This window comes from Thauera sedimentorum, assembly GCF_014489115.1.
Taxonomy (GTDB): Bacteria; Pseudomonadota; Gammaproteobacteria; order Burkholderiales; family Rhodocyclaceae; genus Pseudothauera; species Pseudothauera sedimentorum.
Genome location: NZ_JACTAH010000001.1, coordinates 1,417,148 through 1,431,474 on the forward strand (window position 1 = coordinate 1,417,148; position 14,327 = coordinate 1,431,474).

The 14,327-nt window shown below is 68.8% G+C and carries 15 protein-coding genes; 3 read left to right on the forward strand and 12 right to left on the reverse strand.

All coding sequences use genetic code 11. The annotated features are described in order from the left end of the window. Positions 1-14: 14 nt before the first annotated feature. Genes kdsB through IAI53_RS06385 form a run of 5 tightly spaced genes read right to left on the reverse strand, consistent with a single transcriptional unit; the run spans position 15 to position 3,098 of the window. On the reverse strand, positions 15-791 hold the full coding sequence (gene kdsB, locus IAI53_RS06365) for a 3-deoxy-manno-octulosonate cytidylyltransferase (RefSeq protein ID WP_187717281.1): 777 nt from the start codon (positions 789-791) through the stop codon (positions 15-17). Positions 792-837: 46 nt separating this feature from the next. Next, positions 838-1,026: a Trm112 family protein gene (locus IAI53_RS06370; protein ID WP_187717282.1), complete on the reverse strand. Its 189-nt coding sequence runs from the start codon at positions 1,024-1,026 to the stop codon at positions 838-840. After that, positions 1,007-2,020 carry a tetraacyldisaccharide 4'-kinase gene (gene lpxK / locus IAI53_RS06375; RefSeq protein ID WP_187717283.1) on the reverse strand — a complete coding sequence of 338 codons (1,014 nt, stop codon included), beginning with the start codon at positions 2,018-2,020 and terminating at the stop codon, positions 1,007-1,009. The genes IAI53_RS06370 and lpxK overlap by 20 nt, the downstream gene beginning before the upstream one ends. A gap of 36 nt (positions 2,021-2,056) precedes the next feature. Further along, entirely contained in the window at positions 2,057-2,479 is a 423-nt protein-coding gene (locus IAI53_RS06380; protein ID WP_187717284.1) for an ExbD/TolR family protein, read from the reverse strand. A 10-nt stretch (positions 2,480-2,489) separates the two neighbouring features. Next, positions 2,490-3,098: a MotA/TolQ/ExbB proton channel family protein gene (locus IAI53_RS06385; RefSeq protein ID WP_187717285.1), complete on the reverse strand. Its 609-nt coding sequence runs from the start codon at positions 3,096-3,098 to the stop codon at positions 2,490-2,492. Between the two features lie 328 nt (positions 3,099-3,426). On the opposite strand from IAI53_RS06385, the gene xseA reads away from it, so the two are divergent. The 3 genes from xseA (at position 3,427) to IAI53_RS06400 (ending at position 7,436) form a co-directional block, all read left to right on the forward strand. Then, positions 3,427-4,785, forward strand: a complete 1,359-nt coding sequence (gene xseA / locus IAI53_RS06390) for an exodeoxyribonuclease VII large subunit (RefSeq protein WP_187717286.1) — start codon at positions 3,427-3,429, stop codon at positions 4,783-4,785. Positions 4,786-4,936: 151 nt separating this feature from the next. Further along, positions 4,937-5,521: a superoxide dismutase gene (locus tag IAI53_RS06395; protein WP_187717287.1), complete on the forward strand. Its 585-nt coding sequence runs from the start codon at positions 4,937-4,939 to the stop codon at positions 5,519-5,521. A gap of 286 nt (positions 5,522-5,807) precedes the next feature. Next, on the forward strand, positions 5,808-7,436 hold the full coding sequence (locus IAI53_RS06400) for a methyl-accepting chemotaxis protein (protein ID WP_187717288.1): 1,629 nt from the start codon (positions 5,808-5,810) through the stop codon (positions 7,434-7,436). 1 nt (position 7,437) lies between these two features. Here the strand turns inward: IAI53_RS06400 and IAI53_RS06405 are convergent, their stop codons facing one another. The 7 genes from IAI53_RS06405 to IAI53_RS06435 form a co-directional block, all read right to left on the reverse strand. Next, positions 7,438-8,208: a TatD family hydrolase gene (locus IAI53_RS06405; RefSeq protein WP_187717289.1), complete on the reverse strand. Its 771-nt coding sequence runs from the start codon at positions 8,206-8,208 to the stop codon at positions 7,438-7,440. Between the two features lie 37 nt (positions 8,209-8,245). Continuing rightward, positions 8,246-9,046, reverse strand: a complete 801-nt coding sequence (locus tag IAI53_RS06410) for an enoyl-CoA hydratase (RefSeq protein ID WP_187717290.1) — start codon at positions 9,044-9,046, stop codon at positions 8,246-8,248. Positions 9,047-9,140: 94 nt separating this feature from the next. Beyond that, positions 9,141-10,793: an acyl-CoA synthetase gene (locus IAI53_RS06415; RefSeq protein WP_187717291.1), complete on the reverse strand. Its 1,653-nt coding sequence runs from the start codon at positions 10,791-10,793 to the stop codon at positions 9,141-9,143. Positions 10,794-10,842: 49 nt separating this feature from the next. Then, the gene (locus IAI53_RS06420) at positions 10,843-11,472 is read right to left on the reverse strand and encodes an ABC-type transport auxiliary lipoprotein family protein (RefSeq protein ID WP_187717292.1); all 630 of its coding nucleotides are present in this window, start codon (positions 11,470-11,472) and stop codon (positions 10,843-10,845) included. Positions 11,473-11,480: 8 nt separating this feature from the next. Then, positions 11,481-12,437 (reverse strand): MlaD family protein, encoded by a 957-nt coding sequence (locus IAI53_RS06425; protein ID WP_187717293.1) that lies wholly within the window; start codon positions 12,435-12,437, stop codon positions 11,481-11,483. 1 nt (position 12,438) lies between these two features. Continuing rightward, complete coding sequence (locus IAI53_RS06430; protein ID WP_187717294.1) at positions 12,439-13,218, reverse strand: ABC transporter ATP-binding protein; 780 nt, start codon at positions 13,216-13,218, stop codon at positions 12,439-12,441. Next, entirely contained in the window at positions 13,215-14,327 is a 1,113-nt protein-coding gene (locus IAI53_RS06435) for an MlaE family ABC transporter permease (protein ID WP_187717295.1), read from the reverse strand. Before IAI53_RS06435 ends, IAI53_RS06430 begins: the two co-directional genes overlap by 4 nt.

Sequence of the window (14,327 nt, forward strand, 5' to 3'; positions counted from 1 at the left end):
GAAGAGACGGAAACTTACTCGACTGGCCCCACCCGGTCAAACGCGCGGCGCACCCGTTCCAGGTCCTCCGGGGTATCCACCCCGGCCGGCGGCGCCTCGTCCACATGGAGCACCTGGATGCGGTAACCGTGCCACATCGCGCGCAGCTGCTCCAGCGCTTCCCACTGCTCCAGCGGCGAGGCCGCGAGCCCGGCGTAGCGGCGCAGGAAGGCGACACGGTAGGCGTAGATGCCGACGTGGCGCAGCACCGGCAGGCCTTGCGGCAGGCGGCTGCGGTCGGCCGCAAAGGCATCGCGCGCCCAGGGAATGGACGCGCGGGAAAAATACATGGCCTGGCCGGCGGCATTGCACACCACCTTGACCACGTTGGGGTTGAAGACCTCGGCCGGATCGGTGAGCGGATGCGCGGCGGTGGCGATCGAAGCGTCCAGGTCGGAGGCCAGCGCACGGGCCACCGCACCGATCAGCGCCGGATCGATCAGCGGTTCGTCACCCTGCACGTTCACCACGATTTCGTCATCCGCCCAGCCCAGCTGCTCGACCACCTCGGCCAGACGGTCGGTGCCGCTCGGATGGTCGGCATGGGTCATCAGCACCTGGCCGCCGGCGGAGTGGACCGCGTCGAACACGCCCTGGTGGTCGGTGGCGACCCAGACCTCGCTCGCGCCGGAGATCTGCGCACGCTCCACCACCCGCATCACCATCGGCTTGCCGGCGATGTCGGCGAGCGGTTTGCCCGGCAGCCGGGTCGAGGCGAAGCGGGCCGGAATGATGACGCGGAAGGCAGTCATGGCAGGACGCTCCTTGCGGCGCGCGGATCTGGCGAACGGCCGCGCCTCAGCGCAGCGCGTCCACTTCCTCGGCGGACAACTGCAGCGCCTCGTCCTCCAGCATCACCGGGATGCCGTCGCGGATCGGGAAGGCCAGGCGGTCCGCCTTGCAGACCAGGTCCTGCTTGTCCTTGCGGTAATCGAGCGGCCCCTTGCAGATCGGGCACACGAGGATGTCAAGCAGTCTGGCGTCCATGCGACAGTTTCTCCAGGATACGTTCGGCCGCGCCCGCGGGGATTTCGGCGACCACCGGCAGTTCCCAGCAGTCCTCGGGCGCGAAAGGCGCGCATTTTACCGCATCCTTGCTGGTCAGGACCTTCGGCATGCCCTCGCCCGCTTGCAGGTCCGCCGCACTGTAGGCGTGGTGATCGGGGAAGGCGTGCCCCACCACCTCCAGCCCGAGGGCGCGCAGATGATCGAAGAAGCGCGCGGGCCGGCCGATGCCGGCGAAGGCGTGCACGGTGCGCCCCGCGAAATGCGCCGCGTCCACCACCTGCGCGGGCTTGCGCAGCGAACGGAAGGACTCGCCCGCCAGGCGCATCGGGAACACCGCCAGGCCCTCAAGCGCTTGCCGCAACACCGGTGACAGCTGGCCGTGCGCGAGCACCAGATCCGCATCGCGCAGCCTGCCCAGGCCTTCGCGCAGTGGCCCGGCCGGCAGGCGCCAGCGGTTGCCCAGGGTCGCCTCGTCGAGCACCACGAGTTCCACGTCGCGCGCCAGGCGGTAGTGCTGCAGACCGTCGTCGCAGACGATCACGTCGCATTCGGGATGGGCCGCCAGCAGTGCGCGCGCCGCGGCCGGGCGGTCGGCACCGACCGCGACCGGCACACCGGTGAGCCGCGCGAGCAGCACCGGCTCGTCGCCATACAGGGCCGGGTCGGCATCGCCAGGCAGCAGCGCCACGCCGGAAACCTGGCCGCCGTAGCCGCGGCTGACGATGCCCGGCCGCCAGCCCGCCGCGCGCAGCCGGCGCACCAGCCAGTCGGCGACCGGCGTCTTGCCGCTGCCGCCCACCGCGATGTTGCCGACCACGACCACCGGCACCGGGAGACGCTCCACCTTTAGCAGCCCGCTGCGGTACAGGCGGCGACGCAGGCCGGCGAGCCCCTGGAACAGGAACGAAAGCGGCAGCAGGAGCGCCGCCCTGAGGCCGCGAACGGCCCAGAATGCCGGTGCCTGGCCCGCCAACTCAGCGCACCGCGAGGCGGATGCCGGCGCCTGACATCAGTTGTCCGGCGACTGGATGGCGAAGGTGATGTGCGCGAGCCCGGCGCGCTGCGCCGCCTGCATGACGTCGACCACGCGCTGGTGCGCGGCCTTGGCATCGGCGTTGATGATCACCACCGGCTGCTCTCCGCCCTGCGGCGCGGCATTGGACAGTGCGGCAACCAGCGGTTCCAGCCCGCGCGCGCCGACCGGCACGCGATTGACCAGCACCTCGCCGGCCGCGGTGATCGCCACCACGATCTCGTTGGGCTGGGTTTCGGAGGCCGGCGCGTCGGCGGTCGGCAGGTTGATCTCCAGGCCGGACACCTTGGAGAAGGTGGTGGTGAGCATCAGGAAGATGATGATCACCAGGACCACGTCGATCAGCGGGATCAGGCTGACCTCGGGCTCCTCGTGACGGGCGCTGCGGCGGAAGTCCATCGAATCGCTCTCAGCCGCGCCGCTCGCCGTGCACCACTTCCACCAGCTTGATCGCCTGCTGCTCCATGTCGATCACGAAGCTGTCGATCAGCGCGCGGAAGTGACGCCAGAAGATGGTGGCGGGAATGGCGATGATCAGGCCCAGGCCGGTGGTGTACAGGGCAATCGAGATGCCCTGCGCGAGCTGCTGCGGATTCGCGCCACCCACGCCCTGGGAGGCGAAGATGTCGATCATGCCGACGATGGTGCCGAACAGGCCGAGCAGCGGGCTGATTGCCGCGATGGTGCCCAGCGTGGTGAGGAAGCGCTCGAGCTCGTGCAGCACTGCGCGCCCGCAGTCCTCGATGGACTCCTTCATCACCTCGCGCGAGCTGTTCACGTTGCGCAGGCCGGCGGCCAGCACCCTGCCCAGCGGCGAATGGCTGGCCACCCGGGCGATCATGTCGCCGGAGGCGCCATGCTGCTGCAGGTCGGCCAGCACCTTGTCCAGCAGGTCGCCAGGCACCACACGGGAGCGCCGCAGGCTCACCGAGCGTTCGATGATCAGCGCCACGGCGATGACGGATGCCAGCAACAACGGCCAGATCGGCCAGCCCACGGCCTGGATGATCGCGAACACGCCCTGAGACTCCCGGTTTGGAAAGGCGAAACTCTAGCCTCCCGCCACCCCGCAGGGCAAGCCGAAGTCATGCTGCAAGCGCAAAATCCTGCTGTAACAAGGGCTTCTCCGAGTCGTCCACAGAATCTGTGGATAACTTTGTGGACTACTCGTCCAAAGCGACCGGAATCGGCGTCGTTAAAGGCGCCGGGCTCCTCTGATCAAAAATTAGGCAACATTTTTCTTCTTACTTTTCAATCACTTGAATAAATCACTTATGTACTGATGGTTTCGCCCAAAAACACTTGACAAGATTTTGCGCCTGTGGAAATCCGCTACAATCCGCGCCATGTCAGAGCCCGATTTCCCGCCTTCCAGCGGCCCCGGCGGCATTCTGCCGGTGTCCACCCTGAACCGTCTCGTGCGCGAGACGCTAGAACGCAGCTTCCCGCTGATGTGGGTCGGCGGCGAGATATCGAATCTCACCCGCGCATCCTCCGGTCACCTGTACTTCACCCTCAAGGATGCGCAGGCGCAGGTCCGCTGCACCATGTGGCGCAATCGCGCGCAGCTTCTGCCCTTCCGCCCGGAGAACGGCATGCGCGTGGAAGCGCGCGCGCTGGTCACCCTGTATGAGCTGCGCGGCGACTTCCAGCTTTCGGTCGAGAACCTTAGGCGTGCCGGGGTCGGCAACCTGTTCGAAGCCTTCACCCGGTTGAAGGAACGGCTCGCCGCCGAAGGCCTGTTCGACCCGGCCGCCAGGCGGCCCCTGCCGCGCTTTCCACGCGCGGTCGGCGTCGTCACCTCTCCCGCCGCCGCCGCGCTGCGCGACGTGCTCGCCACCCTGGCGCGCCGCGCGCCCAACCTGCCGGTGGTGATCTATCCCGCGCCGGTCCAGGGCGCGGACGCGGGCGCGGCGCTGACCGGCGCGCTGGCCAAGGCCGGCGGGCGCGCGGCGGCCGACGGGGTCGACCTGATCCTGCTGGTGCGCGGCGGCGGCAGCATGGAAGACCTGTGGGCCTTCAACGACGAGGCGCTGGCGCGGGCGATCCGCGCCTGCCCGGTACCGGTGGTCAGCGGCGTCGGCCACGAGACCGACTTCACAATCGCCGATTTCGCCGCCGATCTGCGGGCGGCCACGCCCACCGTGGCTGCCGAACTGGCCAGCGCCGGCTACCATGCCGCCGCGGCCGAGCTGTCCTCGCTTGCGCGCCACCTGCAGCGCAGCCTGCAGCGCAAGATCGAGACCTGCAGCCAGCGCCTGGACCGCGCGGCCTTTCGCCTGGTGCACCCGCGCGAGCGGCTGCTGCGCACCCACAGCGGGCTCGAGTCATTGCGCGAGCGGCTCACCCGCCATGCCCGCCTGGGCGTCGAACGCCGGCAGCAGCAGGTGTCGCGGCTCGCCTTGCGGCTGCAGGCCTGCCGACCGCAACTGTCGGCGCCGCAGCGCCAGGTGGATCAGCTTGCACGGGATCTCGCACGCGGGCTGGACGCCTTCGTCACCGCCCACCGCAGCCGGCTCGCGAACCTGGAAAGCCATCTGCAGCACCTCGCGCCGCAGGCGGTGCTGGCACGCGGCTACAGCATCGCCCGCAATGCGGAAGGCCACATCCTGCGCAGCGGCGGCGAGCTCAGGCCGGGAGAGCTCGTCTCGGTGGAACTGAGCGAAGGCGGCTTCGATGCGGAAGTGCTCGACAGCCATCCCTGAGCCCGCCGCCACGCGGTTTCCAGGCCCGCCGAATATGCTTAACATTGGCGGCTGCGATTTGCGCCCGGCGCATAAACCCGACTAGAATACTCGGTCTTAGAAGAGCAATATCAACCCAACACCCGCTTCCGATCCGATACAGGAGAGACTCATGGAACACGTACTGCCCCCCTTGCCCTACGCCAAGGATGCCCTGGCCCCGCACATCTCCGCTGAGACGCTGGAGTTCCACTACGGCAAGCACCACCAGGCCTACGTCACCAACCTCAACAACCTGATCAAGGGCACCGAGTACGAGAACCTCGACCTCGAAGCCATCGTCAAGAAGGCGCCGGCCGGCGGCATCTACAACAACTCCGCCCAGGTGTGGAACCACACCTTCTTCTGGAACAGCATGAAGCCCAACGGCGGCGGCGAACCCAGCGGCGCGCTGGGCGACGCGATCAAGGCCAAGTGGGGCTCCTTCGACGACTTCAAGAAGGCTTTCCAGGCCTCCGCGGTCGGCAACTTCGGTTCCGGCTGGACCTGGCTGGTGAAGAAGGCCGACGGCTCGGTCGACATCGTGAACATGGGCGCCGCCGGCACCCCGCTGACCACCGGTGACAAGGCCCTGCTCTGTATCGACGTGTGGGAACACGCCTACTACATCGACTACCGCAACCGCCGTCCCGACTTCGTCGCCACCTTCCTCGACAAGCTGGCCAACTGGGACTTCGCGGCGCAGAACTTCGCCTGAGCCAAGAGCAAGCCAGTAATGAAGAAAGGCACCTTCGGGTGCCTTTCTTTTTTCTCCGGTGCGTCCCGCGCAGGGTCGTCATCACATCGGCATCAAGTTGTTTCGCGGATCTCCGTTATCCATAGTTCACCGATCGGCATCGCACGCCGGCACCCATCGCGGCGGTGCGGGACGATGCCAGGCAAACCGGCGCGGGCGTAGCTTCAGCGGACGCCCGGACATAAGAACCGCGAGGTCCGGACGGGACGCACGCTCGCGCAGTAGTGGAGCCATGGGGGAAACGGGCATGACACTCTTCGACAACCTTGGCATGCGGGCCAAGCTCTTCTGCTTCTCCACGCTGAGTGGCGGCATCCTGCTGCTGGCCATCGCCTTCACCCTCTGGCAGGTGCGCGCCATCGACGCCGAGACCCGATTCATGGCCGAAGAATCGCTGCCCGGCGTGGAAGCGGCGGCGGCGATGAGTCAGCTGCGCCTGCGCTACCGCGTGCGCAGCCTGGAATACCTGCTGCCCGACCCGCCCGAGAACGCAGCGCGCATAGAAAAGTCGCTCGACAAGCTCAACGAGGAACTCGGCCAGGCCATTGCCCATTACCGCAGCCTCGCCAGGACGCAGCAGGAGATCGCCATGCTCGACGCGGTGGTCGCCCGCGCCAAGGGCTACCACGAGGCGGTAAGCCAGGCGCGCGAGCGGGTGCGGGCGGGCGATCCGGATGGCGCCCAGGCGCTGCGGCGCACGGTCTGGGTCGAACAGGCCAACGCCCTGCGCGATGCCATCGACGCGCTGGTGGATCTCAACGCCGAAGAGGCCCGCGCAGCGGCCGAACGTGCAGATCAGTACGCGGAAGTGACCATGCGCTGGGGCCTCGTCGCCGCGGCGCTGGCAGCCGTGCTCACCATCGTGCTGACACTGGCTTTCGCCGCCAGCGTCAGCCGGCGACTGGAGTCGGCGGTCGGCGGGCTGCGGGCAATTGCCGATGGCAACCTCCAGGTTTCCCTGCCGCCGGCGAGCAAGGATGAGATCGGCGCCCTCGTCCGCGCGATGGGCGAGATGCAACGGGCGCTGCGTGAGACCATCTCGCGTACCAGCGAGTGCGCGACCCAGGTCGCCGGGGCGGCCCGGGAGCTGAAGGACGGGGCCGTACAGGTCGGCACCAGCACGCAGGTGCAGAGCGGCGCCGCCTCGGCCATCGCGGCCAGCGTTGAGGAACTGACCGTCTCGATTGCCCACGTCTCCGACCGCACCGCCGACGCCAGCCGTCTTGCCGGAGAGTCCGGCCGGCAGGCGCGTAACGGGCGTCAGACGGTGGACAAGCTGGTCGGCGAGATGGGCCGCGCCGGCGAGGTGGTCGGCGCCGCGGCCCAGAAGGTCGCTGCCCTGGAAACGCAGTCACGCGACATTGCGCAGATCGTCGGGGTGATCCGCGACATCGCCGAGCAGACCAACCTGCTCGCCCTCAACGCCGCAATCGAAGCGGCCCGCGCCGGCGACACCGGACGCGGCTTCGCCGTGGTGGCCGACGAGGTGCGCAAGCTCTCCGAACGCACCGCGACCGCCACCGGCGAGATCGCCACGGTGGTGCAGCAGGTACAGAGCTCGACGCAGGAAGCGGTAGCCGGCATCGAACAGGGCGTGCAGGTCGTCGAGCACAGTAGCGGCGAAGCGCGCGAGGCTGGCGCCATCATCGGTCATCTGCAGGAAATATCGCAGCAGGTGGCGGAGATCGTCGAAGAACTGGACAACGCGGTGCGCGAACAGTCGTCCGCCTCCTCCGAGGTGGCGCGCCGTATCGAGGAGATCGCCCAGCAGGCCGAGGAAACCAACGCCGCATCCGAGCACACCGCCTCGGCCGCCGGCGAACTGGACGCGGTTGCCGGGCAGATGTTGCAGGCCGTGGGGCGCTTCCGCGTCTGAATCAGCGAAGCGGGAGGCGCGGCAAGGCCGCCCGTGCATTGGCGGTGGTGACGGCGATCAGTTCGTCGACCGCCATGCCGCGCAGCTCGGCGAGCAGCGTCGCGTAGCGCGCGACGTTGGCCGGCTCGTTGCGCTGCCCCGCCGCCCACGCGGGCGGCATGTCGGGCGCGTCGGTTTCCAGCACGATGGCCTCCAGCGGCAGCGTGGCGGCCAATTCGCGGATACGCCGCGAACCCTCGTAACTCATCGCCCCGCCGAAGCCGAGCTTGAAGCCCAGCGCGATGAACATCTCTGCCTGCTGGCGGCTGCCATTGAAGGCGTGGGCAATGCCGCCGGGCACCTCGATGCGGCGCAGCTGCTTGAGGATGGCGTCCTGCGCACGGCGGATGTGCAGGATGACCGGGAGCCCGAAGCGCCGGGCGAGCTTGAGCTGCTCGACGTAGAAATAACCCTGGCGCACCGGGTCGGCGTCGGCCACGAAATTGTCCAGGCCGATCTCGCCCACCGCCACGGCGCCGCCCGCGGCGAGGCGCCCGGTGAGCAGTTCGAGATCGGACTCGAGCGCACGGTCCACGTACAGCGGATGGATGCCGAAGGCGCAGTGGACCTCCGGGTGGGCCGCCGCCAGCGCCTCGACTCGCGCGAAGCTGTCCGCGTCGACCGCAGGGACGACCAGCCCCCCTACCCCGGCGGCACGCGCCGCGGCCAGCACGGCGTCGCGATCCGGGTCGAACTCGGCGGCATCCAGGTGGCAGTGGGTGTCGATCAGCATGGCCGGGGGCGCCTCGCCGAAACGCCCCGCACGCTGCTCAGCGGCCGCGCCACTCCGGCTTGCGCTTGGCGATGAAGGCATCGATGCCCTCGGCGGCGTCCTCGGTCATCATGTTGCAGGCCATGGTCTCCGCCGCCATCTGGTAGGCAGCGTCCAGGCCCATCTCCAGCTGCTTGTAGAACATCTGCTTGCCCATCTGGATGGCCATCGGCGACTTGGCGACGATGGCCGCAGCCAGCTTGCCGACTTCCGCATCGAGTTCTTCCAGGGGCACCACGCGATTCACCAGTCCACGGCGCTGCGCTTCCGGCGCGTCGATGAAGTCGCCGGTGACCAGCATCTCGAAGGCCTCCTTGCGCCCCATATTGCGCGACAGGCCCACGCTGGGCGTGGCGCAGAACAGGCCCACGTTGATGCCCGATACGGCGAAGCGCGCCACGTCGGCGGCCACCGCGAGGTCGCACATCGACACCAGCTGGCAGCCCGCCGCGGTGGCGATGCCGTGCACCCGCGCGATCACCGGCTGCGGCAGCTCGGTGAGCTTCATCATGAACTTGCCGCACAGGCGGAAGAGATCCTGCTGGAAGGCCAGGTTGTGGTTGCCGCGCATCTCCTTCAGGTCGTGCCCGGCGCAGAAGGCCTTGCCCTCGCCGGCCAGCACCACGACGCGCACGCTGCGGTCGGCGGCGATCTCGTCGACCGCGGCGATCAGGCTCTCCAGCATGGCGCGCGACAGGGAATTGAACTGGCCGGGGCGGTTCAACGTCAGCCAGGCCACGCCGTCCTGGTCGCGGCGCAGCAGCATGGGTTCGTCGGCGGCAGTGGGTAGGGCGCTCATCGTGTCTCCTCCTGGATGTTGTTTACGTTCACGTCAACGGCAATTCATCATAACGCGCTGCCGGGGCTGCCCACCAGCCCCCGGGGCACGCCGCTCACTCGATCGCCGCTGTCGATCGTGCCTGCTCGCGCAGCACGAACTTCTGGATCTTGCCGGTCGAGGTCTTGGGCAGTTCGGTGAACACCACCTTCTTGGGAATCTTGAAACCGGCAAGGTGTTCGCGGCAATGGGTGACGATCTCTTCGGCCGTGGCGCTGGCGCCGTCGCGCAGTTCGACGAAGGCGCAAGGCACCTCGCCCCACTTGTCGTCCGGTGCGGCGACCACCGCGGCGGCCATCACCGCCGGGTGCTTGTAGAGCGCATCCTCGACCTCGATCGAGGAAATGTTCTCCCCACCGGAAATGATGATGTCCTTGGAGCGGTCCTTGATCTTCACATAGCCGTCGGGCTGCATCACCGCCAGATCGCCGGTGTGGTACCAGCCGCCGGCAAAGGCCTCGGCGCTGGCTTTTTCGTTCTTCAGGTAGCCCTTCATCACCAGGTTGCCGCGGAACATGATCTCGCCCATGGTCTCGCCGTCCCAGGGCACCGGCTGCATGGTGTTCGGATCGAGCACGGTGATCGCTTCCTGGGCGTGGTAGCGCACCCCCTGGCGGCCGTTCTTGCTCACCTGCTCGGCCAGCGGCAGTGCGGCCCATTCATCGTGCTTGGCACATACCGAGGCAGGACCATAGGTCTCGGTGAGCCCGTAGACGTGGGTGATGTCGATGCCGATCTTCGCCATGCCTTCGATGACCGCGGCCGGCGGCGGTGCGGCGGCGACCAGGCCGGACACCTTGTGGGTGATGCCCTTGCGCCATTCGGCCGGCGCGTTGGCGAGCAGGGAGTGCACGATGGGCGCACCGCAGTAGTGGGTGACGCCGTGCTCGCGGATGGCGTCGAAGATCAGCCTGGGGTCGACCCGGCGCAGGCAGATGTTCACCCCGGCGTTGGCCGCCATCGTCCATGCGAAGCACCAGCCGTTGCAGTGGAACATCGGCAGCGTCCACAGGTACACCGAATGCGGCGGCATGCCCCAGGAGACGATGTTGCTCATTGCGTTCAGGTAGGCCCCGCGGTGGTGGTACACCACGCCCTTGGGGTTGCCGGTGGTGCCCGAGGTGTAGTTCAGCGAGATGGCGTCCCACTCGTCGGCCGGGTACTCGAAGGCGAAATCCGCGCTGCCGCTCTCCAGCAAGGCTTCGTAGTCCATCTGTCCGAGGCGCTCGCCCGGGCCGGTGTATTCCGGGTCGTCCACGTCGATCACGATCATCCCCGGACGCTGGGCCAGTTCCAGGGCGCGCGCCACGCTGCGGGCGTACTCGCGGTCGGTGATCAGCACCTTCGCTTCGCCGTGATTGAGGATGAAGGCGATGGTCTCCGCGTCCAGGCGGGTATTGATGGTGTTGGCCACCGCACCGCAGGCCGGGATGCCGAAGTGGCATTCGTACATCTCGGGGGTGTTGTTCAGGATCACCGCGACCGTGTCGTTGCGCCCCACGCCGAGCTGTTTCAGGGCCGAGGCCAGCCGCCGGCTGCGCGTGTAGACCTCCCGCCAGTTGTAGCGCCGCGCGCCGTGGACCACCGCCACCCGCTCGGGGTAGATGTAGGCGCTGCGCTCCAGGAAGGTGAGCGGCGTCAGCGGCACGTAGTTGGCGGCGTTGCGTTCCAGGCCCTGCTCGTACGGCGAGTTCTTGCGCTCGGTCATGGTGTCTCCACGGTCTGGTTGAACGGGCAGCGCGCTGGCGGCCGCGGCTTCACCGTTCCGGCCGGCACCCTGCTCCGCCATTCAAACGCTGCCCGTCCGACGGGTCAAGCGTCGTGATCCAGGCAGCCAGCTCTCCGGCCAGCCGATGCACCGCCTCGCGCGTGGCCGCCACACCGCCCGGTGCGTCGGCCGACGGGGCTGCCACCTGCACGGCGACATCCCGCCCGGCCACCGGCGTCTCGCCGCGCTGGGGCAACAGGCTGGCGCGGGCGGAGATCAGCACGCGGCTCCGGGCCTCGGTATCGAACACCTGCACCAGCTCGTCGATCTGTACACGCAGCCGGCAACCGCTGCCGCCGTTGCCCGGCGCCAGCAGCGCACGGTCGAGCGCCAGTGCGAGCATCTCGGCCGGCGGCGCCACCCAGCGGCTCTCGCCGTATGCCAGGCGACGCTGCGGGTCCGCGTAGCCCAGGCGGTACTGCATGGCGCTGGTGGTCAGCCAGGACGGCGCCCGCACCTCGACCGAAACCGGACGCTGTCCGGCATCCATCGCGACCGCGTCGACCGCACCGAGATCGAACAGCGCCTGGGCCACCGGCGGCGTGCCCAGGGCACCGCAGCCGGCCAACAGCAGGGAGAACGCAGCGAGCGCCGAGAGACGCGTCAGACTTCGGAACATGGCCATCCTCATTGATGTTGGGAGGCGACCGGCGCCTCGAATCCGTTCTCGCCCGGGCCGGGCTGGCGCGCGCCGCGGCCCACCACCAGCATCTGCGGGGCGGCCTCGAGTTCGTCGATCAGCCGCCCCATGCGCCGCGAGGTGCTGACCAGCTCGGCGAGCAGTTCGTTGAGTTGCGGCAGGGTGTCGTCCAATACGCCGTCGCTGGCCGCGACCGCCGCCCGGTCGAGCCGCTCGGCCATGCCGGAGACACGCGCCATCAGGCCGCGCAGCTCGGTCATCGCCGGTCCGCTTTCCGCGCTGGCGCGTTCGAGGTTCTCCAGCGTGGCCGCGAGGCGGCGCATGTTCTGCGGGTTGAAGGTGTCGCGCACCGCGGCAAAGGCGTCGGGCGCGACCTTGAAGGTGCGATCCACGCCCACCGCCGCCGACTCCAGGCGGCTCAGGGTCTGGCTGAAGCGCTCGATGTTTTCTTCGTCGAAGAAGGCTGCGGTACGCTCGGCCACCTCGCTGAATCGCTTCACCGCCAGCAGCGCGGCGTCGGTGACCTGGTCGAGCAAGCCCGCCTGCAGAGCGATGCGCGGCAGCTTGCCATCCTCGGCACGCAGCGGCTGCGGGTCCTCCCCGGTGTCTTCGAGCTGGACGTAGGCCAGGCCGGTCACGCCCTGGTAACCCAGGCTGGCGCGCGTGCCGCGGGTCACCGGCAGTTCCTCGCGGATGCGGATGGTCACCAGGATGTGCCGCGGATCGGCCGGATCGACGCGGATGTCGACGACCTTGCCGGCCGAGATGCCGCGGTAGCGCACCTGGGCCTGCACGTTGAGCCCGGTGACGTTGCCGTTGGACACCAGCAGGTAGTCGCGGGTGGCCTCGCGTCCGTCGGAGAACCACCACAGCGCGGCGACCAGCGCGGTGCCCAGCACCAGCGCGAAGATGCCCGCCGCGAGCGCGTGAGCACGGTTTTCCATGTCAGTCTCCTCCGTTGGCGCGGGCCAGTGCCCGACGCCCGTGTTCGCCCAGGAAGAATCGCCGGACGAAGGGATGTTCCACCTTCAGCGTCTCAGCCAGCGTGGCGTAGCTGAGGATGCGCCGCTCGCCGAGCACGGCCACCCGGGACGCCAGCGCGGCGAGCGTGTCCACGTCATGGGTGACCAGCACCACGGTCAGGCCAAGGCGTTGCTGCAGCGAGCGGATGAGCGCGACGAAGGCCGCGCTGCGGTCGGGATCCAGGCCGGCGGTCGGCTCGTCGAGCAGCAGCAGTTCAGGCTCCAGCGCCAGTGCGCGCGCCAGCGCCACCCGCTTGACCATGCCGCCGGACAGCTCCGACGGCATCAGCAGCGCATGGGCCGGCTCAAGTTCCACCATCGCCAGCTTGAGCGCGACCAGGTCGCGGATCTCCGCCTCGCTCGCCACCCTGGACTCGCGCAGCGGAAAGGCGATGTTCTCGGCAACGTTGAAGGCGGAGAACAGCGCCCCCTGCTGGAACAGCACGCCGAAGCGACGCTGCAGGGCGCGCACCTGCTCCGCCGTGCCGGCCCCGAGCCGTTCGCCGAACAACCTGACCTCGCCGGCCTGAGGCCGGGTGAGGCCGATGATGTGGCGCAGCAGCGTGGTCTTGCCGCTGCCCGATCCACCGACCAGGGCGACAATCTCGCCCTGCCCGATCGCCAGATCCACGCCGTCGTGCACCAGGTTGTCACCGAAGCGGGTAACCACGCCGCGCAGCTCGATCAGCGGCGCCGCACTCATATCGGCACCCCCACCGAGCGGGTGGCAATGGCGAACACCGCGTCCACCAGGATCACCAGGGTAATCGCCGAGACCACCGACGCGGTGGTGTTGGCCGACAGGCTTTCGGTATTGGGCGCCACGCGCAGGCCGAAGTGGCAGGCCACCAGCGCAATCAGCAGACCGAACACCGCCCCCTTGGCGAGGCCGATGTACAGGTTGGCGATCGGCACCACCCGCGGCAGGGTCTCGAGGAAGAAGCCGAAGGACAGGTCCAGCTGTATCCAGGCCGACACCATGCCGCCGAACAAGGCCACGCCGGAGGTCCACAGCACCAGCAGCGGCATCGCCAGGGTGAGCGCCACCACCTTGGGCAGCACCAGGCGGATGGTGCGCGAGATGCCCATGGCCGCGAGCGCGTCGATCTCCTCGGTGACCCGCATCACGCCCAGCTGGGCGGTCATCGCCGAGCCGGAACGCCCCGCCACCAGCACCGAGACCAGCACCGGACCGAGTTCCCGGATGACCCCGAGGCCGAGGATGTTGACGATGAAGATGTCCGCGCCGAAAGCCTTCAACTGCAGCGCGGACAGATAGGACAGCACCACGCCGATCAGGAAACCGACCAGCGCGGTCACCGGCATGGCCTTGACGCCGACCTTGTGCAGGTTGGCGGAGATTTCCAGCAGGGGCCATTCGCGCGGCCGGCGGAACAGGGTCGTCAGGTCCAGCAGCAACTGCCCGAGCAGGCGCACGAAGTCGGCAAGATGCGCTGCCAGGGCGAGCACCGCGACGCCAAGCTTGACCAGCGCATCCACCACGCCGAAGCGCGGCGGCACCGGCAGCGGCCGGGATGCGGCCCGGGCGACGTCCTCGATCAGGTTGCGGTGCCCGGCGGCAAGCTCCAGCCGTTCGGGAAGGCGGCGCCCCCAGGCCTGCCAGAGCAGCGTGGCGCCGAAGCTGTCCAGCCGTTCGAGGCCGCCCAGCTGCCAGCGCGCCGAAGGCGGCACGGCGGCCAGACGCCGGCGGAGGTCGGCGAGTCCGGGGGTCAGCGCACGCAGGGTCCACTCGCCGCGGACTTCCGCCACGCCGGCGGAGCCATCGACATGCAGGAGCGGCGGCGCCCCCAT

Excerpts from the sequence above, each read along its gene's own strand:
- IAI53_RS06405 (WP_187717289.1), bottom strand. The coding sequence starts at position 8,208 with ATGCTGATCGACACCCACTGCCACCTGGATGCCGCCGAGTTCGACCCG.
- kdsB (WP_187717281.1), bottom strand. The coding sequence starts at position 791 with ATGACTGCCTTCCGCGTCATCATTCCGGCCCGCTTCGCCTCGACCCGG.
- IAI53_RS06425 (WP_187717293.1), bottom strand. The coding sequence starts at position 12,437 with ATGGAAAACCGTGCTCACGCGCTCGCGGCGGGCATCTTCGCGCTGGTG.
- IAI53_RS06430 (WP_187717294.1), bottom strand. The coding sequence starts at position 13,218 with ATGAGTGCGGCGCCGCTGATCGAGCTGCGCGGCGTGGTTACCCGCTTC.
- IAI53_RS06415 (WP_187717291.1), bottom strand. The coding sequence starts at position 10,793 with ATGACCGAGCGCAAGAACTCGCCGTACGAGCAGGGCCTGGAACGCAAC.
- IAI53_RS06400 (WP_187717288.1), top strand. The coding sequence starts at position 5,808 with ATGACACTCTTCGACAACCTTGGCATGCGGGCCAAGCTCTTCTGCTTC.
- IAI53_RS06380 (WP_187717284.1), bottom strand. The coding sequence starts at position 2,479 with ATGGACTTCCGCCGCAGCGCCCGTCACGAGGAGCCCGAGGTCAGCCTG.
- IAI53_RS06420 (WP_187717292.1), bottom strand. The coding sequence starts at position 11,472 with ATGTTCCGAAGTCTGACGCGTCTCTCGGCGCTCGCTGCGTTCTCCCTG.
- IAI53_RS06395 (WP_187717287.1), top strand. The coding sequence starts at position 4,937 with ATGGAACACGTACTGCCCCCCTTGCCCTACGCCAAGGATGCCCTGGCC.
- IAI53_RS06370 (WP_187717282.1), bottom strand. The coding sequence starts at position 1,026 with ATGGACGCCAGACTGCTTGACATCCTCGTGTGCCCGATCTGCAAGGGG.
- IAI53_RS06435 (WP_187717295.1), bottom strand. The coding sequence starts at position 14,327 with ATGGGGGCGCCGCCGCTCCTGCATGTCGATGGCTCCGCCGGCGTGGCG.
- xseA (WP_187717286.1), top strand. The coding sequence starts at position 3,427 with ATGTCAGAGCCCGATTTCCCGCCTTCCAGCGGCCCCGGCGGCATTCTG.
- IAI53_RS06410 (WP_187717290.1), bottom strand. The coding sequence starts at position 9,046 with ATGAGCGCCCTACCCACTGCCGCCGACGAACCCATGCTGCTGCGCCGC.